At 71.4% G+C, this 17,401-nt stretch carries 17 protein-coding genes; 6 read left to right on the forward strand and 11 right to left on the reverse strand.

All coding sequences use genetic code 11. From position 1 onward, the window contains the following. Window positions 1-116: 116 nt before the first annotated feature. The 5 genes from thpD to ACIBLC_RS34245 form a co-directional block, all read right to left on the reverse strand. Entirely contained in the window at window positions 117-1,004 is an 888-nt protein-coding gene (gene thpD / locus ACIBLC_RS34225; RefSeq protein ID WP_399215266.1) for an ectoine hydroxylase, read from the reverse strand. A gap of 3 nt (window positions 1,005-1,007) precedes the next feature. Next, complete coding sequence (locus tag ACIBLC_RS34230; RefSeq protein WP_399215267.1) at window positions 1,008-1,412, reverse strand: ectoine synthase; 405 nt, start codon at window positions 1,410-1,412, stop codon at window positions 1,008-1,010. Window positions 1,413-1,474: 62 nt separating this feature from the next. After that, a complete protein-coding gene (gene ectB, locus ACIBLC_RS34235; protein ID WP_399215269.1) occupies window positions 1,475-2,749 on the reverse strand; it encodes a diaminobutyrate--2-oxoglutarate transaminase in 1,275 nt (424 codons plus the stop codon). Between the two features lie 70 nt (window positions 2,750-2,819). After that, window positions 2,820-3,359: a diaminobutyrate acetyltransferase gene (ectA, locus tag ACIBLC_RS34240; protein ID WP_399215270.1), complete on the reverse strand. Its 540-nt coding sequence runs from the start codon at window positions 3,357-3,359 to the stop codon at window positions 2,820-2,822. Between the two features lie 397 nt (window positions 3,360-3,756). Continuing rightward, window positions 3,757-4,857 carry a pyridoxal-phosphate-dependent aminotransferase family protein gene (locus ACIBLC_RS34245; protein WP_399215364.1) on the reverse strand — a complete coding sequence of 367 codons (1,101 nt, stop codon included), beginning with the start codon at window positions 4,855-4,857 and terminating at the stop codon, window positions 3,757-3,759. A 204-nt stretch (window positions 4,858-5,061) separates the two neighbouring features. Here ACIBLC_RS34245 and ACIBLC_RS34250 point away from each other — a divergent pair, with 204 nt between their 5' ends. From ACIBLC_RS34250 to ACIBLC_RS34270, 5 genes are all read left to right on the forward strand, one after another. Further along, the gene (locus ACIBLC_RS34250; protein ID WP_399215271.1) at window positions 5,062-5,994 is read left to right on the forward strand and encodes a transporter substrate-binding domain-containing protein; all 933 of its coding nucleotides are present in this window, start codon (window positions 5,062-5,064) and stop codon (window positions 5,992-5,994) included. Further along, window positions 5,991-6,824 carry an amino acid ABC transporter permease gene (locus ACIBLC_RS34255; RefSeq protein WP_399215272.1) on the forward strand — a complete coding sequence of 278 codons (834 nt, stop codon included), beginning with the start codon at window positions 5,991-5,993 and terminating at the stop codon, window positions 6,822-6,824. The genes ACIBLC_RS34250 and ACIBLC_RS34255 overlap by 4 nt, the downstream gene beginning before the upstream one ends. Continuing rightward, on the forward strand, window positions 6,821-7,642 hold the full coding sequence (locus tag ACIBLC_RS34260; protein WP_399215273.1) for an amino acid ABC transporter ATP-binding protein: 822 nt from the start codon (window positions 6,821-6,823) through the stop codon (window positions 7,640-7,642). The genes ACIBLC_RS34255 and ACIBLC_RS34260 overlap by 4 nt, the downstream gene beginning before the upstream one ends. Window positions 7,643-7,652: 10 nt before the next feature. Beyond that, complete coding sequence (locus ACIBLC_RS34265) at window positions 7,653-8,744, forward strand: amidohydrolase family protein (RefSeq protein WP_399215274.1); 1,092 nt, start codon at window positions 7,653-7,655, stop codon at window positions 8,742-8,744. 258 nt (window positions 8,745-9,002) lie between these two features. Next, window positions 9,003-9,911: an SCO1860 family LAETG-anchored protein gene (locus ACIBLC_RS34270; RefSeq protein WP_399215275.1), complete on the forward strand. Its 909-nt coding sequence runs from the start codon at window positions 9,003-9,005 to the stop codon at window positions 9,909-9,911. Between the two features lie 113 nt (window positions 9,912-10,024). Here ACIBLC_RS34270 and cobC read toward each other — a convergent pair whose 3' ends face one another. The 6 genes from cobC to cobM are packed head-to-tail and all read right to left on the reverse strand — an operon-like array spanning window position 10,025 to window position 16,453. Beyond that, complete coding sequence (gene cobC, locus ACIBLC_RS34275; protein ID WP_399215276.1) at window positions 10,025-11,116, reverse strand: Rv2231c family pyridoxal phosphate-dependent protein CobC; 1,092 nt, start codon at window positions 11,114-11,116, stop codon at window positions 10,025-10,027. Continuing rightward, window positions 11,094-12,023: a sirohydrochlorin chelatase gene (locus ACIBLC_RS34280; RefSeq protein WP_399215277.1), complete on the reverse strand. Its 930-nt coding sequence runs from the start codon at window positions 12,021-12,023 to the stop codon at window positions 11,094-11,096. The genes cobC and ACIBLC_RS34280 overlap by 23 nt, the downstream gene beginning before the upstream one ends. Then, on the reverse strand, window positions 12,020-12,619 hold the full coding sequence (locus ACIBLC_RS34285; protein ID WP_399215365.1) for a precorrin-8X methylmutase: 600 nt from the start codon (window positions 12,617-12,619) through the stop codon (window positions 12,020-12,022). The genes ACIBLC_RS34280 and ACIBLC_RS34285 overlap by 4 nt, the downstream gene beginning before the upstream one ends. A gap of 14 nt (window positions 12,620-12,633) precedes the next feature. Next, window positions 12,634-14,325, reverse strand: coding sequence for a precorrin-3B C(17)-methyltransferase (gene cobJ / locus ACIBLC_RS34290; protein WP_399215279.1), 1,692 nt, complete (start codon window positions 14,323-14,325; stop codon window positions 12,634-12,636). Further along, complete coding sequence (cbiE, locus tag ACIBLC_RS34295) at window positions 14,322-15,572, reverse strand: precorrin-6y C5,15-methyltransferase (decarboxylating) subunit CbiE (protein WP_399215366.1); 1,251 nt, start codon at window positions 15,570-15,572, stop codon at window positions 14,322-14,324. The genes cobJ and cbiE overlap by 4 nt, the downstream gene beginning before the upstream one ends. Window positions 15,573-15,616: 44 nt before the next feature. Next, window positions 15,617-16,453, reverse strand: coding sequence for a precorrin-4 C(11)-methyltransferase (cobM, locus tag ACIBLC_RS34300; protein ID WP_399215280.1), 837 nt, complete (start codon window positions 16,451-16,453; stop codon window positions 15,617-15,619). 213 nt (window positions 16,454-16,666) lie between these two features. On the opposite strand from cobM, the gene ACIBLC_RS34305 reads away from it, so the two are divergent. Further along, on the forward strand, window positions 16,667-17,395 hold the full coding sequence (locus ACIBLC_RS34305; RefSeq protein ID WP_399215281.1) for a ZIP family metal transporter: 729 nt from the start codon (window positions 16,667-16,669) through the stop codon (window positions 17,393-17,395). Window positions 17,396-17,401 lie beyond the last annotated feature (6 nt).

Consider the following 17,401-nt stretch of genomic DNA (forward strand, 5'->3'; position numbering starts at 1 on the left):
CGAATACTTCACCGGCGGCCGTAGCGCCGGTTACCTCACCGGCGTGAAGTCGCGCGCTCCGATGCTGTGTTTGACCGCGGCTTCGCCGCTGGTCGGCTCCGCCGACCGGGAAAGCGTCAGCGCACCGGCGTGAAGTCGCGCGCTCCGATGAACTCGGGTCGCCGCACCGGCGCCGCGAACGGCTCGACCGCCGCGTTCTCCACGCTGTTGAAGACGATGAAGACGTTGCTGCGCGGGAACGGGGTGATGTTGTCGCCCGAGCCGTGCATGCAGTTGCAGTCGAACCAGGTCGCCGAACCCGCCTTGCCCGTGAAGAGCTTGATGCCGTGGCGGGTGGCGAAGGAGGTGAGCGCCTCGTCGGACGGCGTGCCGGCGTCCTGCATCTGGAGGGACTTCTTGTAGTTGTCCGTCGGCGTTTCCCCCGAGCAGCCCAGGAACGTCTTGTGCGACCCCGGCATGATCATGAGGCCGCCGTTGGTGTCGAGGTTCTCGGTCAGCGCGATCGACACGGACACGGTCCGCATGTTCGGCAGACCGTCCTCGGCGTGCCAGGTCTCGAAGTCCGAGTGCCAGTAGAAGCCGCTCGCCCCGAAGCCGGGCTTGACGTTGATCCGCGACTGGTGGACGTACACGTCGGAGCCGAGGATCTGCCGGGCCCGGCCGACGACCCGCTCGTCGCGCACCAGACGGGCGAAGACCTCGCTGATCCGGTGCACCTCGAAGACCGACCGGATCTCCCGCGACTGCGGCTCGACGACGGAGCGTTCGTCGGCGCGGATCGCCGGATCGGTGACGAGCCGCCGCAACTCGCTCTGGTAGACGCCGACTTCGTCCGGGCGGATGAGCTCCTCGACCGGGAGGAAGCCGTCACGTTCGTACGCCTGGAGTTCGGACACCGCGATCGGCCCCGGCGTGCCGGGGGCGCCCCAGACGACCGGGTCCTGGCGGGGCGCGGACACCTCGGTGGCGCCGCGGCTGGGGTACAGGTCGGTGATCGTGCTCATGGCTCAGACCTCCTCGGGTTCGGTGAGCAGCGGGTATACGCCGTTCTCGTCGTGGTCCTCCCGTCCGGTGACGGGCGGGTTGAAGACGCAGACGCACCGGAAGTCGGTCCTGGGACGCATGGTGTGGCGCTCATGGCCGTTCAGCAGGTACATCGTCCCCGGCGCGATCCAGTGCGTCTCGCCGGTCTCGTCGTTGGTCAGTTCGGCCTCGCCCTCGACGCAGAGGACGGCCTCGATGTGGTTCGCGTACCACATCGACGTCTCGGTACCCGCGTACAGCGTCGTCTCGTGCAGGGAGAAGCCGACCTTCTCCTTGGCGAGCACGATGCGCTTGCTCTCCCAGGTACCGGTTGCCGCCTTCACATGCCGGTCGGTGCCTTCGATGTCCTTGAACGAACGGACTATCACGGTGACTTACCGCCTTTCCGCTGGAGTGAGTGTGCTGGTGTGGGTGCCGGCGCGGTACGAGGTCAGGCGACCGTCTCGCGGACGGCGCGGGCGAGGATACGCAGCCCCTCGTCCAGCTCCTCGGGTGTGATCGTCAGTGCCGGAAGCAGCTTGACGACCTCGCTCTCGGGGCCGGAGGTCTCGATGAGGAGCCCGAGTTCGAAGGCGCGGTGCGCGATGCGACCGGCGCGCTCCTTGTCCTTGAACTCCAGGCCCCAGACGAGGCCCCGGCCGCGGTACTCCCTGATGTCGGCGAGGTTCTCCTCGGTGATGGAGATCAGCGCCTGCTCGACCTGTTCGCCGCGGGCGCGGGTCTGCTTCTCCATCGCGGACCCGTCGGTCCAGTACGTCTCCAGCGCGGCGGAGGCGGTGACGAACGCCGGGTTGTTGCCGCGGAAGGTGCCGTTGTGCTCGCCCGGCTCCCAGATGTCCAGCTCGGGCTTGAACAGGCACAGCGACATGGGCAGTCCGTACCCGGAGATCGACTTGGACAGGGTGACGATGTCGGGCACGATGCCCGCCTCCTCGAAGGAGAAGAACGCCCCTGTACGGCCGCAGCCCATCTGGATGTCGTCGACGATCAGCAGCATGTCCTGCCGCTCGCACAGCGCGGCCAGCGCCCGCAGCCACTCCGGGCGCGCGGCGTTGATGCCGCCCTCGCCCTGCACGGTCTCCACGATCACGGCGGCGGGCTTGTTGAGCCCGGAGCCGTTGTCCTCCAGGAGCCGCTCGAACCACAGGAAGTCCGGGACCTGGCCCTCGAAGTAGTTGTCGAACGGCATCGGGGTGCCGTGCACCAGCGGGATGCCGGCGCCGGCCCGCTTGAACGCGTTGCCGGTCACGGCGAGCGAGCCCAGCGACATCCCGTGAAAGGCGTTGGTGAAGGACACGATCGCCTCGCGGCCCTTCACCTTGCGGGCCAGCTTCAGCGCGGACTCGACGGCGTTGGTGCCCGTCGGACCTGGGAACATGACCTTGTACGGCAGGTCGCGCGGCCGCAGGATCACCTTCTGGAAGGACTCCAGGAAGGCGCGTTTGGCGGTCGTCGACATATCGAGACCGTGGGTGACACCGTCCCGTTCCAGATAGTCGATCAACGCCCGTTTGAGTACCGGGTTGTTGTGCCCGTAGTTGAGTGAGCCGGCGCCCGCGAAGAAGTCGAGGTACTCGTGGCCGTCCTCGTCGTACATGCGGCTGCCCCGCGCACGGTCGAAGACGGTGGGCCAGCTGCGGCAGTAACTGCGCACCTCCGACTCCAGGGTCTCGAAGACGCTCAGGTCGGGCTGGGTGATGGTCACAGTGGATCTCCTCCCGGGAGACAGAAGTCGTGGGGGCAGGGAAGTCGTGGGGTTCAGAAAGTCATGGGGCTCAGAACGCAAGGGGCCCGATGCGGTACAGCACCTCGGGGTCGTGCGAACCGTCCGGGAACTGCCCCGCCGCGAACAGCACCTCACGCTCGACGCCCGCGCCGTGGCGACGCGCGAACGAGGTGAACAGCCGCTCGGAAGCGGTGTTGCCCGGCGTGATGGTGGTCTCGACGGCGGTCGTCCCCTGCTCCGCGGCGACTCGCGCGGTCAGCCCGTCCAGCAGCGCGGCGGCCAGCCCGCGCCCGCGGTACGCGTTGTCGACGGCCACCTGCCACACGAGCAGCGTGCCGGGCCGCTCGGGCCGTACGTATCCGGTGACGAAACCGACGGGCGCGCCCGCCGCGTCCCGTGCCACCGCTGACGTACCGGCGAAGTCACGGCACCACAGCAGGTAGCTGTACGAGGAGTTCAGGTCGAGGGTCCGGGAGTCCTTGGCGATGCGCCAGAGGGCGGCCCCGTCGGCCACCTCCGGGCGGTCGATCCGTAGGCCCTCCGGCATTTCCAGGAATTGCGCTTGCGGTTCTGCGTGTGCGGCGGTCATGCGGATTGAATTTACCCAGGGGAATTCAAAATTGCATCGCCGAGAGAGGTTACACGCGAAGGGGTCTTGTGTTATCACGCGAGCGCGCATGTCCGCGCGGCCTGCCTCCGTTTAGTACATTTTTGCCCGGAAAATTAGGCAGAAAAGGGACGTCTTGTGGAGTGTGTCACAGCCACGTAATCACCACATGATGTGCTCGAATTGCGAGGTCGGTGTTCGCGAAATCTTGGCGTTTACGCCCGAAAAAATCGGGCAGGAGAATGCTGTATTGAAATAATGGCGGGGCGGCTTTATAAGTGATGCGAGTCGCTGTATTCAGCCCGTCCGGAATTCGGGGGCGAGCGCGCCGACGCGATGCCGGGGGTGCGGGAGCCCGGCCCACGCCCAGGCGTCGGCCTCACGCCCAGGCGTCGGCCACCGCCCGCCGCGCCGCCTCGAGGTCGACACTCCGCCCCGTCTCGGCCAGCGCGGCACCGAGCGCCGCGAGGCTGGAGTGGACGACTCCCCGCGTCGCGTCCGGACCGTAGTGGTTCACCCGGATCATCTCCTTGGCGAGCGCGCCCCCGCCCGCGGCCAACGGCAGCACCGGATCCGCGGCCAGGGCCTTGGCGACCAGCCCGGACGCGTCGACGCCCGGCGGGGTCCGCAGCGTCGTGGCGACGGGCGCCGCGTCGGCGGCCTCGTACACATACGGCTCAAGCCCTCCGCCCAGGGCCAGCGCCCCCGCCCGGGTGGCCGCCGCGGCCGACGCGTGCCGTGCCATCACCGCGTCCAGCCCCTCGCCCTCGATCCGCTCCACACACGCCTCGAGAGCCAGCATCTCCAGCTGTGCGGGCGCCTGCAGCAACGCCTTGCGGCCGCCGTCGATCCACCGCTGCTTCCAGTCGAGGAGCGAGAGGTAGGACCGGCGCGGCGCCAGCGGGTTCGCGGCCATCCGTGCCCACGCCCGCTCGCTCACCGACACGGCCGACACCCCGGCGGGCCCGCCCATCGCCTTCTGCGCCCCGATCACGCACAGGTCGACACCCCAGGCGTCCGGCAGCACCGGCTCGGCCCCGATCGAGGCGACGGCGTCCAGGTAGAAGAGGGCACCGTGCTCCCGTACGACCTCGCCGATCTCCGCGACGGGGTTCGTGTTCCCCGTCGCCGCCTCCGCGTGCACCAGCGACACGAAGTCGATCGAGGGATGCCCGGCGAACGCGCTTCTCACCTGCTCGGCGGTGACCGCCGTGTGGAACGGCACCGCCAGGTCGATCACCGTCGCCCCGCAGTCCCGCAGCCAGTCCCCGAAGGTCTGCCCGTACGGTCCGGTGATCACGTTGAGCGCGGTCGTGCCGGGTCCGGCCGTCCCGCGGATGGCCCCCTCCAGCGGCAGCAGCGCCTCGCCCTGCATGATCACGACGTCCTGCTCGGTGGAGAGCAGCCGCGCCACCCGGTCCTCGATCGCCGCGAAGTGCGCCGCGCCGAGCGGGGCCAGGTCCAGGAAGGGGTGGGTCACGACGGTGCTCTCTTCGCTCACGGGGTCTAACGGGGCCCACGAGGGGCAATGAATCGGATGGGTCAGAGCGTAACCGCCCCTGCCGCACAGCCCTGGACGGGCGATTTCCGAGGCCGGACAGCTCAGTGACCATCGGATTGGTTTGAGAGACTCAAACCTTTCCTTATAATCAGACGCCCACAGTCCCCCCACAGGAGGTCCCCCGTGAACCCGGTCCTCGGACGCCGATCCCGCTTTCTGGCCGCCACCACCGCGACGGCCGGGCTGCTGCTCGTGGCCGGCTGCTCCTCGGACGACGGGGGCGGCTCGACCACCGTCAAGGGCGTCAAGCTCGTCAAGGGCGGACAGCTCACCACCTGCACCCACCTCCCGTACCCGCCCTTCCAGTCGGAGATCGACGGCAAGGTGCAGGGCTTCGACGTCTCGCTGATCGACCTGGTCGCCAAGGACCTCGGCGTGAAGCAGGAGTTCATCGACACGCCCTTCGAGAACTTCAAGACCGGCGCGTTCCTCAACTCCGGCGAGTGCGACCTCGCCGCGGCCGGCATGACGATCACCGAGGAGCGCAAGAAGAACGTCGACTTCTCGGACCCCTACTTCGAGGCGACGCAGGCCGTCCTGGTCGACAGGAAGAGCGGCATCACCTCCGCCACGGACCTCAAGGGCAAGAAGGTCGGCACCCAGGCGCAGACGACCGGCGAGGACTACGCCAAGAGCCAGGGCATCGACCCCGTCTCCTTCGAGTCCTCCGACGCCGTCCTCAACGGCCTGCGCACCGGCCAGGTCCAGGCCGTCGTCATCGACTACCCGGTCGTCCAGGGCTGGCTGAAGGACAAGGCCAACGCGGACGCCTTCGAGGTCGCCGACAACATCAACACCGGTGAGGAGTACGGCTTCACGGTGAAGAAGGGCAACACCGCGCTCCTCGCCGCCGTCAACAAGGCGATCACGGACGCGAAGGCCGACGGCACGTACAAGACGCTGTACGAGAAGTGGATCGGCCCCTACGACGAGTCCGCGGCCTCCGCCTCCCCGTCGGCCTCGGCGTCCCCCTCGCCGTCCGGCTCGGCCGCCTCCACCCCGTCGGACTCCGCCACCCCGACAGACGCCGCCTCGGCCTCCGTATCCGCCTCATGAGTGGTACCGACACCCGACTCCAGCCCCGCAGAAGCGGCCTGACCCGGCGTCAGAAGCGGGCGCTGTCACGCGGTGTGCAGTACGTCGTGTTCGTCGCGGCCGTGATGGCCTTCGCGTTCACGGCCGACTGGGGACGGCTGAAGAACCAGTTCGCGCAGTGGGACCTGGTCACGCAGATGTTCCCGGACGTCATCACACTGGCGCTCAAGAACACCGTGCTCTACACGATGTCCGGCTTCGTCTTCGGCCTCGTGCTCGGCATGGTCGTCGCCCTGATGCGGCTGTCCTCGGTGGGCCCCTACCGCTGGGTCGCCGGCATCTACATCGAGATCTTCCGGGGCCTGCCCGCCCTGCTGATCTTCGTCTTCGTGGGCGTCGCCGTGCCGCTCGCCTTCCCGGGCACCGAGATTCCCGGCGGCACCTACGGCAAGGTGGCGCTGGCTCTCGGCCTCGTCTCGGCCGCGTACATGGCCGAGACGATCCGCGCGGGTATCCAGGCGGTGCCCAAGGGACAGATGGAGGCGGCCCGTTCACTGGGCTTCTCGCACGGCCGGGCCATGGTCTCGATCATCATCCCGCAGGCGTTCCGCGTCGTGATCCCGCCGCTCACCAACGAACTCGTCCTCCTCTTCAAGGACTCCTCGCTGGTGCTGTTCCTCGGCGTCACGCTGGAGGAGCGCGAACTCACCAAGTTCGGGCGCGACCTGGCGAGCCAGACCGCCAACTCCACGCCGATCCTGGTCGCGGGCCTGTGCTACCTGCTGGTCACGATCCCGCTCGGCTTCGTCGTACGCCGCCTCGAGGCGAAGGCCGGGGAGGCCACCAAGTGAGCAGCACTCCAGAGATCCAGGTCAAGGGCCTGCACAAGTCCTTCGGCGACAACGAGGTACTGCGCGGCATCGACCTGGAGATCGGCTCCGGCGAGGTCGTCTGCGTGATCGGCCCGTCAGGCTCCGGCAAGTCCACGCTGCTGCGCTGCGTGAACCTCCTTGAGGAGCCCACCAGGGGTGAGGTCTTCGTCGGCGGTACGGAGGTCACGCACCCCGACGTCGACATCGACGCCGTACGCCGCCGTATCGGCATGGTCTTCCAGCAGTTCAACCTCTTCCCGCACCTGTCGGTGACCGACAACCTCACGCTGCCGCAGCGCCGGGTACTGAAGCGGGACAAGGCGGAGGCCGGCCGGATCGCCGCGGAGAACCTGCGCCGCGTGGGCCTCTCCGAGAAGGCCGAGGCGTACCCCTCCTCCCTCTCCGGCGGCCAGCAGCAGCGCGTCGCGATCGCCCGCGCCCTGGCCATGGGCCCCGAGGTGATGCTCTTCGACGAGCCGACCTCGGCCCTGGACCCCGAACTCGTCGGCGACGTCCTCGCGGTCATGCGGATGCTCGCCGACGAGGGCATGACGATGATGGTCGTCACCCATGAGATGAGCTTCGCGCGCGAGGTCGCCGACCGGGTCGTCTTCATGGACGACGGTGTGATCGTCGAGGAGGGCGCCCCCGCACAGGTCATCGGCGCCCCGAGCCACGAACGCACCCGCCACTTCCTGTCCCGCCTCCTCGACCCCGCCATGGCGGACGTGCAGGAAGCGGACGCGCGGGACGAGAGCACGGACCGGCCGGGCAAGGGGGAGCAGGGCCCCAACTAAGGTGCGTTCCATGAGCGATCCCACGGTGCTGCACGTGAAGGGCCGGGTGCTGGCCGGCCCCGGCGACGTCCGCGACGAGCTGTGGGTCGTCGGTGGCCGGATCTCCTACGAGCGCCCCGCCGGCGCCCGCGAGATCCGCACCGTCGAGGGCTGGGCGCTGCCCGGCCTCGTCGACGCGCACTGCCACGTCGGCCTCGGCACCCACGGCCCCGTCCCCGAGGACGTCGCGGAGAAGCAGGCGCTGACCGACCGCGAGGCGGGCACCCTGCTGCTCCGGGACGCCGGTTCGCCCTCCGACACCCGCTGGACCGACGACCGCGAGGACCTCCCGAAGATCATCCGCGCGGGCCGCCACATCGCGCGCACCCGCCGCTACCTACGCGACTTCGCGCACGAGATCGAACCCGAGGAGCTCGTCGCGTACGTCGCCCAGGAGGCCCGGCGCGGCGACGGCTGGGTCAAGCTGGTGGGCGACTGGATCGACCGCGGCACCGGCGACCTGAGCGCCTGCTGGCCGCGCGACGCCGTCGAGGCCGCGATCGCCGAGGCCCACCGCCTCGGCGCCCGCGTCACCGCGCACTGCTTCGCCGAGGACTCCCTGCGGGACCTCGTCGAAGCCGGCATCGACTGCGTCGAGCACGCGACGGGCCTGACCGAGGACACCATCCCGCTCTTCGCCGCGCACGGAGTCGCGATCGTCCCGACCCTGGTGAACATCGCGACCTTCCCGCGGCTCGCCGACGGCGGCGAGGCGAAGTTCCCCCAATGGTCCGCGCACATGCGCCGGTTGCACGAACGCCGCTACGACACCGTGCGCGCCGCCTACGACGCCGGGATCCCTGTATACGTCGGCACCGACGCGGGCGGCTCGCTGGCGCACGGGCTGGTGGCGGGCGAGGTGGCCGAACTCGTCCTGGCGGGTATCCCGCCGGTCGAGGCGCTGTCCGCCACGACGTGGGGTGCGCGGCGCTGGCTCGGCCGGCCCGGTCTCGACGAGGGGGCACCCGCGGACCTCGTGGTGTACGAGGAGGACCCGCGGGCGGACGTACGGGTGCTCGCCGATCCCCGCCGGGTGGTGCTGAACGGGCGGATCGTCTCCTGAGGAGCGATGTTGACAGGGCGTGACGTGACGGCTCGCCGTCTCGTTGTCCACCTTCACCGAGCGCGCCCGGCGGCGGCCGGCGCGCCGGGTGAGGTGGGGCTGTGCGAGTGACAGCGTGGAACACCCGTGCCTGGCGATTCGAATGCGCTGACGAAATTGCCACGTTGGAGTGAAGTCACGCAGGATCGCGCACGGTTCACTCTCTGTGCGTAATCCTGACCGGGTCCCAAGCATGTCTCTTACGAGGGGTCCCCCACCTTGAACAGCAACAACTTCCGCATGCCCGCACGCCGTTGCGCCGTCGCCGCGGTCACCGTCCTCGCCGCCGGTCCCGCGGCGCTGGCCGGAGCGGTGTCCGCGCACGCGACCGACGACACGGCCGGGCAGGGCCGTGCGAGCGCCGTCGTCCTGCGCACCGGGCTGGACGTGTCCCTGCTCAACAAGACGGTGAACGTCCCGCTCGCCGTCTCGCTCAACGAGGTTCAGGCGCCGCGGTCCGCCGAGAAAGCCACGCTCACCGCCCGGCTGGACGGCGTCGACGGCGGAAAGCCGTTCAGTGTGCTCGGGGCGGAGGTCGCCACCGCGAAGGCGACGGTGTCCCCGACGAAGGCCGAGGGGTACACGAACCTCGCGCACGCGAAGGTCCACGTCCCCGGGCTTCCGCTGCTCTCCCTCATCGAGGTCGAGTCGGTCACCTCGAAGGCGACCTGCGAGGCTGGCAAGAAGCCCGTCGCCGACTCCCATGTGCTTGGCGCGGTCACGGTGCTCGGCAAGAAGGTGACGCTGTCCGCCGGAGGGCCGACCGTGGTGAACGTGCCCGCCGTCGGAGAGGTCCGGCTCGATCTCTCCAGGACGGAGACCACCTCTCGCACGGCGGCCGCGTCCGCGCTCGAACTCAAGGTCTCCATCAACCCGTTGAAGCTGAACGTGGCCGAGGTGGAGGGCACGCTGACCCTGGCGGGCGCGACCTGCGAGGCGCCGCCGGCTCCCGCCGCCGCCAGTCCTGAGGCGCCGGTGACGGAGGTCGAGCCACAGGGCGCCCCCGCGGAGGCCGAACTCGCCGAGACCGGGGGCGGGTCGATGACACCGTACGTGGTGGGCGGGGCGGCAGTCCTGCTGGTGGCGGGCGGGGGAGCGGTGGTACGGGGCCGCCGCAACCGGACCTGAGGATGTCTTCCAGCCCGTCCGGCGTTTGAGGACGAGCGCGAAGCGCGAAAGAGGGGGGCTGGGGGCGCAGCCCTCAGGAACGGGACGGGAAGGGGCGGAGGGGGCGAAAACCCTCACCCCCCGACCCCCGTCACCGCCCGATCCAGCGCCTGCAAGAACCGATTGACAGTCACCCGGTCCCGGACAGCGATCCGCACCCACTCCTCGTCGAGCCCGGGAAACGTGTCCCCGCGCCGTACCGCGAACCCCAGCCCACGCAGCTGCCGCCGCACGGCAGCCCCCTGTCTGAGCCGCACCAGCACGAACGGCCCCTCCGCCGGCTCGACCAACCGCAGCCCGTCCGACTCGAACTCCCTGAGCCCGGCCACCAGATGGGCCCGGTCCGCCGCGACCCGGTGAGCCGCGTGGGCCGCCTCCGCGAGAGCCCGCGGGGACATGCACGCGGACGCCGCGGCGAGTGCGGGCGTGGACACCGGCCACAGCGGCTGGGCCCGTTCCAACTCGGCGACCGTGTCGGGGGACGCGAGGACATAGCCGATGCGCAGCCCGGCCAGCCCCCACGTCTTGGTGAGGCTGCGCAGCACGACGAGACCGGGCACGTCCGTCCGCCCGGCGAGGGACTCCCGCTCGTCCGGCACGGCGTCCATGAACGCCTCGTCGACGACCAACGTCCGCCATGGCCGGGCGAGTTCGGCGAGCAGGTCGGCCCGATGGAGCACGGACGTCGGGTTGGTCGGATTCCCGATCACGACGAGTTCGGCGTCCTCGGGAACGGCCTCCGGGTCGAGCCGGAAACCGTTCTCCTCACGGAGCAGGACACGGGCGACCGAGTGCCCGGCGTCCCGCAGCGCCGCCTCCGGCTCGGTGAACTGCGGGTGCACGACGACGGGTCTGCGCACCTTCAGGGCGCGCGCCAGCAGCACGAAGGCCTCGGCGGCCCCCGCCGTGAGCAGCACCCGCTCGACGGGCAGCCCGTGCCGGCCCGCCACCGCGGCCCGCGCCTCCCGCCCGTCGGGATAGGCGGCAAGTCCGGTCAGCGACGCGGCGATCCGCTCGCGCAGCCACGGCGGAGGCGTGTCCGCGCGGACGTTGACGGCGAGGTCGGTGAGCTCCGCACCGTCGTCCCGGACCTCGGCGTCCCCGTGGTGGCGCAGATCGTGTCCGTCGCCCCCGGACGCGCCCTCAGTGTGCGTGGGAGTGGGCATGGCCGTCATGGTGGTGTCCGTGGGGGTGGTCACCGTCGTCGTCCGGATGGAAGTGCGGCTGCTGGGGCAGGCCGACCTTGTCCTCGAAGCCGGGCAGGGCGATGCGGTAGACGCAGGAGTCGCAGTTCATCCGCAGGTCCCCCCGCACGGCCTCGTCGTAGCGTTCCATGACCAGGTCGAGCAACTCCGGCTCGGGGCCGATGACATCGGCGGAGCGCACCTCGACCCCGGGGTGCGCGGCGGCCCAGCCCTCGGTCTGCTGGCGCACCCGGTTCGGCAGGATGCCGGTGAAGAGGAAGTAGGGGAGGACGACGATCCGGCGCGCGCCCAGCTTCACGCAGCGGTCGAGCCCGGACGGCACGTCGGGCGCGGCCAGCGACACGAACGCCGTCTCGACACCCGCGTAGCCCCGGCCCTCCCACAGCAGCCGCGCCGCCTTCAGTACCTCGGCGTTGGCGTCCGGATCGGTGGAGCCGCGGCCCACCAGCAGCACGGTGACCTCGGCCCGGTCCTGGGGGGTGCGGACGGTGGAGCCGAGGGCCTCGTCCAGCCGCCGTTCAAGGACGGCGAGGAGCGACGGATGCGGGCCCAGCGGACGCCCGTAGGTGTACGAGATCCCGGGGTGCCGCTCCTTCTCGCGGGACAGCGCCGCCGGGATGTCCCCCTTGGCGTGCCCGGCGGAGACCAGCATCAGCGGTACGGCGGCGAAACGCCGTACGCCCTGCTCGACCAGCTCGGTCACGGCGTCACCCAGCGGTGGCGAGGACAGCTCGATGAAGCCGCCCGCGACGGGCAGCCCGGGGTGCCGGAACCCCAACTCCCGTACGAAGTCACGGAAGGCATCGGCTCCGGCCTCGTCCCGGGTACCGTGTCCGGCGATGAGCAGGGCGGGGGGCGGGGTGGTCACGATTTCTCCTCAGACGGAACAGGAACAGAAACAGGCTGGTACAGCAGGGCGTTGAGCGCCGCCGCGGCGACCGCGGAGCCGCCCTTCTCGGACAGGTTGCTGACCGCGGGAAGCCCGCTCTCGCGCAACGCGGCCTTGGACTCGGCCGCGCCGACGAAACCGACGGGCAGGCCGATGACGAGCGCCGGATCGGCGTCCAGGGTCAGCAGTTCCTCCAGGGCGGTCGGCGCGCAGCCGATCACCCAGAGCGCGCCGGGCCCGACCTCCTGGTACGCGAGCCGGATCGCGTGCGCCGAACGGGTCAGCCCCGGACCGGACCTGGCGTCCCTGAGGCGGCAGACCGTGTCGCGGCGGGTGATGCCCGCGGCGACCATCTCGACGTCGACGACGACGGGCGCCCCGGCGTGCAGCGCGGCGTGCGCGCGCTCCAGGGTGCGTTCGTCGGTGACGAGATCGTCCGCGTACTCCAGGTCGGCCGCGGAGTGGACGACCCGTTCCACGACCGCCCGGGTGAGCGGCGGGAAGTGCGAGGTGTCCAGGCGCGTGCGCAGCCGCCGGAAGGACTCCTGCTCGATGGGGTGCACCACACGGGTCACCCCGGTCGTAGCGCTCACTTGGCCTCCTCCTGCCAGCGGTAGCCGCGCGGCGTCACCATACGGCCGGCGATCTCACGGGTCGCCGTGTTGCCCACGGTCACCACGGTCATCATGTCCACCGTCGCCGGGTCGAGTCCCGAGAGGGTGGTGAGACGGCTGGACTCGTCGGAGCGGGAGGCGTTCCGGACGACACCCACCGGCGTCGTCGGCTCCCGGTGCCCGGCGAGGATCGTCAGCGCCTTCGGGAGCTGCCAGTCGCGGCCCCGGCTGCGCGGGTTGTAGAACGTCACGACGATGTCGGCCTCGGCCGCCGCCCGTACCCGCCGCTCGATGACCTCCCACGGCGTGTGCAGATCGGAGAGGCTGATCGACACGTGGTCGTGCCCGAGCGGCGCGCCCAGGATCGCGGACGCCGCGAGCGCGGCGGTCACGCCCGGCACCCCGACCACGTCGATGTCGTCGGACGCCTCGGCCAGCGCGGGCGACGCCATCGCGTACACACCCGCGTCCCCGCTGCCGATCAGCGCGACGGCCTGTCCCCGCCTGGCCTCCGCGACCGCCGTGCGCGCCCGTTCCTCCTCGGCGCCGAGCCCCGACTCCAGGACGCGGGTGCCAGGGCGCAGCAGGTCGCGGATCTGGTCGACGTACTGGTCGAGCCCGACGAGCACGGACGCCCGCCGCAACTCCGCCTTCGCGCGCGGCGTCAGCAGATCACGCGCGCCGGGGCCGAGCCCGACCACCGCGAGCCGGCCGCGCGCGACCCGTCGTACGACCGCACAGGTCGCCATCGCCGGCTGCCCGTCGGCACGGGCCGACTTCCGCTTGGGGACGAGGAGTTCACCGCCGCGCACCAGCGCCGCGGCCTCCGCGACGGAGGGAGTGCCGACCGCGGCGAGCGGCGCGTCGGACGGGTTCGGCACGTCGACCTTCGCCAACTCCTCGGCGCTGTACGTCGCCACGGGCACCCCGAGCCGCTCGGCGGCCCCGACGATGCCGGGTTCGGCCGCCTTGACGTCGACGGTGGCGAGCTCGGCGACGGACTTCACGGACAGCCCGGCGTCCCGGAGGGCGGCCTCGACGAGCCCGAGGACCTCCTCGACGGGGGCGCCCCTGGACGCGCCGACCCCGACGACCAGGGAAGGCGGACGCAGTACCACGTTCCGGTCGGCGGGCGGGACGAGCCGGTCGGTGACCCGGATCGCGTGCACGCCCTCCCGCCCGACCGGCAGTGGCGGCAGCGGCCATGCCAACTCCGCGTGCAGAGCGACGGGTTCACCGTCGAGCAGGGCCCGGGTGACGCCGGCGACATCCCCCTCCACGGGGAATCCGAGGGTGTCGAGACCCGGCAGCCCCACCGCGTCGGTCGCCGTGGTCACCACCGGCTCGGCGCCGAGCAAGTCACCGACCTCCCGGGCGAGTTCATTGGCGCCCCCGGCGTGGCCCCCGACCAGCGACACCGCGAACCGCCCCGCCTCGTCGACGCACACGACCCCCGGATCGGACGCCTTGCCGTCGAGCAGCGGCGCGACCAGCCGCACCACCGCCCCCGTCGCGAGGAAACACACCAGCTGGTCGCACTCGGCGAACGCCCGCCGCACGGCGTCCCCCACGGGCCCCTCGTACACCCGCACGCGCGCGGGCCAGGCCGCGGCCAGCCGGTCACGGGCAGCCGCGCCCGCCGCCGTGGCGGAAATCAGGCCGATCACTGGGGGACTCCTTCGGTACGTGCCGGAGGCCGGACGCCCCACAGCAGGAAGACGGGATTGGTGGCCGAGAGCCGGTCGACACCACCGGGCAGCGGCGCGAAGCGGGACGACTGGAGCAGCACACCCTCGCAGTCGAACCCGGCACCGGTCAGAGCGTCCCGCGCCGCGGGCACCCGGTCGAGCGCGGCCATGGCGACCACGACGGCCCGCCGGGCCCGCCGCGCGCAGGCCGTGACGATGGCGGGCAGTTCGCGCCCGCCGCCGCCGATGAAGACCGCGTCCGGATCGTCCAGATCGGACAGCACGGTGGGCGCGGCCCCGTGCACCACGCGTACGTCCACGCCGTGCGCCTCGGCGTTGGCGCGGACGCGCGCGCAGCCGTCCAGCGTCTTCTCGACGGCGATGACGGCGGCGCCGAACCGCGCGCACTCGACGGCGACGGACCCGGAGCCCGCCCCGACGTCCCAGACCAGCTCGCCGAGCCGCGGCCCGATCCGGGCCAGCGCGAGCGCTCGCACCTCGAACTTGCTGATCATCGAGTCGCGGTGGGCGAACTCCCGCTCGTCCAGGGCCCATTGAGCAGGCCCGGCGGAGGGCCCGGCGACGGTCCGCGCGGGGGACACGGCACCTGATTCGTCCAGGCAGAGGACGACGCTCACCGCCGTGCCCCAGTCACGGGCCGCGGCCTCGGCGGGCGTGACCCGCTCCACGCGCTCCTGTCCGTCGTCGCCCAGGGCGCTCGCGACGACGAGGACGCGCTCCCGGGCGCGGTAGGCGAGCGCGGCGCCCAGCTCGGCCGGTCCCGCGCCGGGACCGGTCAGCACCGCCACCTTCGGCTGGGACAGACAGACGTTGACGGCCGTACGCAGCTCACGGCCGTGCGCGCTGACCACCACCGCGTCGTCCCAGGGCAGCCCGATCCGCGCGAAGGCGGTGGCGACGGAGGAGACACCGGGCCGGACGTCCAGCCGCTCGGTGCCGAAACGTTTGGCCAGCGCCCGCACGATCCCGAAGAACCCCGGATCACCGGAGGCGAGCACGACGACCCGGCCCCGCTTGTCCACATACCGTTCGATCACGTCGAGCGCGGGTGCCAGCGCACCGAGCACGACCTGCTCCGCGCCCTCCGGCAGCCGCACCCGCGCCAGATGCCGCCGGGCGCCGACGACCAGCCCGGCCTCGGCGACGGCGGACATCGCCTCGGGGGGCAACGGCGCCCCCGTACCCGTACCGACGACAGTGATCACCCCCGCGCCCGCGGCGGTGACCGCCTCGGTTCCCGCGCCGGTCGTCACGACGGACTGTCCTGCCGCGCCGCCCGGCGCTCCGCGCGCAGCTCGGCCCGCGCCCGCGGGTCGGCCTTGCGGAACTCGTGGAAGTGACCGGGGTGGTAGAGGTGCGAGCGGGTGCCGCTCGCGTCCAGCGCCGGGCCGACCAGGAAGAGGGTGTGCTTCCAGAGCTTGTGCTCCTTGACGGTCTCCTCCAGCGTCTCGATCGTGCACCGCACGAGCAGTTCCTCCGGCCAGGTCACCTGGTACGCCACCACGACCGGCGTGGACGTCGGATAGCCGCCCTCGAGGAGCTCGCGCACCAGCTGACCGCTGCGCGCCGCCGACAGGAACAGCGCCATCGTCGTCCCGTGCCGGGCGAACTCCCGTACCTCCTCGCCCGGCGGCATCGGCGTCTTGCCGCCGCCGAGCCGGGTGAGGATCACGGACTGCGCGACCTCGGGAATCGTCAGCTCGCGCTGCGCGAGCGCCGCCACCGCCGAGAAGGACGAGACGCCGGGGATGATCTCCGTCTCGACCCCGATGTCCGCACACCGGTCGAGCTGCTCCTGTGTGCCGCCCCACAGCGCCGGGTCGCCGGAGTGGATCCGGGCCACCTTCAGCCCTTCCGCGGCGGCCCGCTCGTACACGGCCACCACGTCCTCGAGCGACATCGTCGCCGAGTCCAGGATCTCCGCGCCCTCCCGCGCGTGGCCGAGGACCTCCGCCTGCACCAGGCTGGCCGCCCAGATCACCACGTCGGCCTCGGCGATGGCGCGCGCGGCGCGGAACGTCAGCAGGTCGGCGGCACCGGGGCCGGCACCGACGATCGTCACCTTGCCGGCGGGGGCATCGGCCATGGGATGGGGTCCTCTCCTACGGAACACGCGAGTCATGCGGAACAGGCGGGTCATGCGGACATATGAAACATGCGGAACGTGCGGAACATCAGTGCGTACGAGGGGTGCGTGCGCTCGGACGCGTCGGGCGGGTGCGACGAAACTTCAGGACGTACACGCGGACACGGGGCCGCGGAGGTGCGTGAACGGCGGTCGATCGGATAGCAAGGGCCTATGGCGGTCCTCGTAGCGCTCGGCGCGTTCCTGATGACGCTGGCCGGCGGCTGGACGGCACAGCGGGTGACCGACCGTCGTCATCTGGTCCTCGGCCTGGCCGGCGGCCTGATGCTCGGGGTGGTCGGCCTGGATCTGCTGCCGGAGGCGCTGCACGCGGCGGGCCAGGAGGTCTTCGGCGTACCGGCCGCGTTGCTGCTGTTCGTGGCCGGGTTCCTGCTGGCCCACCTGGTCGAACGCCTGCTGGCCGCACGGCAGGCGGCGCACGGCGGCGAGGAGAGCGACGGCCGGGCGCCCGAGGTGGGCCTGACGGCCGCCGGAGCGATGGTCGGCCACAGCGCGATGGACGGCGTGGCGATCGGCGCGGCCTTCCAGGTCGGCGGCGGAATGGGCCTGGCCGTGGCCCTCGCGGTCATCGCCCACGACTTCGCCGACGGCTTCAACACGTACACGATCACGAGCCTGTACGGGAACGACCGCCGCAAGGCGATCATGATGCTCGTCGCCGACGCGGCGGCCCCCGTGGCCGGCGCCGCCTCGACGCTCTTCGTCACCATCCCGGAGCGACTGCTCGGCTGCTATCTCGGCCTCTTCGGCGGCGTGCTCCTCTATCTCGCGGCCGCCGAGATCCTCCCCGAGGCACACCACGAACACCCCGCCCGTTCGACCGTTCTGTGCACGGTCGCGGGCGCGGCCTTCATCTGGCTGGTGGTGGGCCTCGCGGGCTGACGCCCC

This window comes from Streptomyces sp. NPDC050535 (assembly GCF_044457665.1).
Taxonomy (GTDB): domain Bacteria; phylum Actinomycetota; class Actinomycetes; order Streptomycetales; family Streptomycetaceae; genus Streptomyces.

Bases quoted from the DNA above. Each gene is read 5' to 3' on its own strand.
- thpD (WP_399215266.1), bottom strand. From the start codon at position 1,004: ATGAGCACGATCACCGACCTGTACCCCAGCCGCGGCGCCACCGAGGTG.
- cobC (WP_399215276.1), bottom strand. From the start codon at position 11,116: ATGCCCACTCCCACGCACACTGAGGGCGCGTCCGGGGGCGACGGACAC.
- ectA (WP_399215270.1), bottom strand. From the start codon at position 3,359: ATGACCGCCGCACACGCAGAACCGCAAGCGCAATTCCTGGAAATGCCG.
- ACIBLC_RS34305 (WP_399215281.1), top strand. From the start codon at position 16,667: ATGGCGGTCCTCGTAGCGCTCGGCGCGTTCCTGATGACGCTGGCCGGC.
- ACIBLC_RS34255 (WP_399215272.1), top strand. From the start codon at position 5,991: ATGAGTGGTACCGACACCCGACTCCAGCCCCGCAGAAGCGGCCTGACC.
- ACIBLC_RS34265 (WP_399215274.1), top strand. From the start codon at position 7,653: ATGAGCGATCCCACGGTGCTGCACGTGAAGGGCCGGGTGCTGGCCGGC.
- cobM (WP_399215280.1), bottom strand. From the start codon at position 16,453: ATGGCCGATGCCCCCGCCGGCAAGGTGACGATCGTCGGTGCCGGCCCC.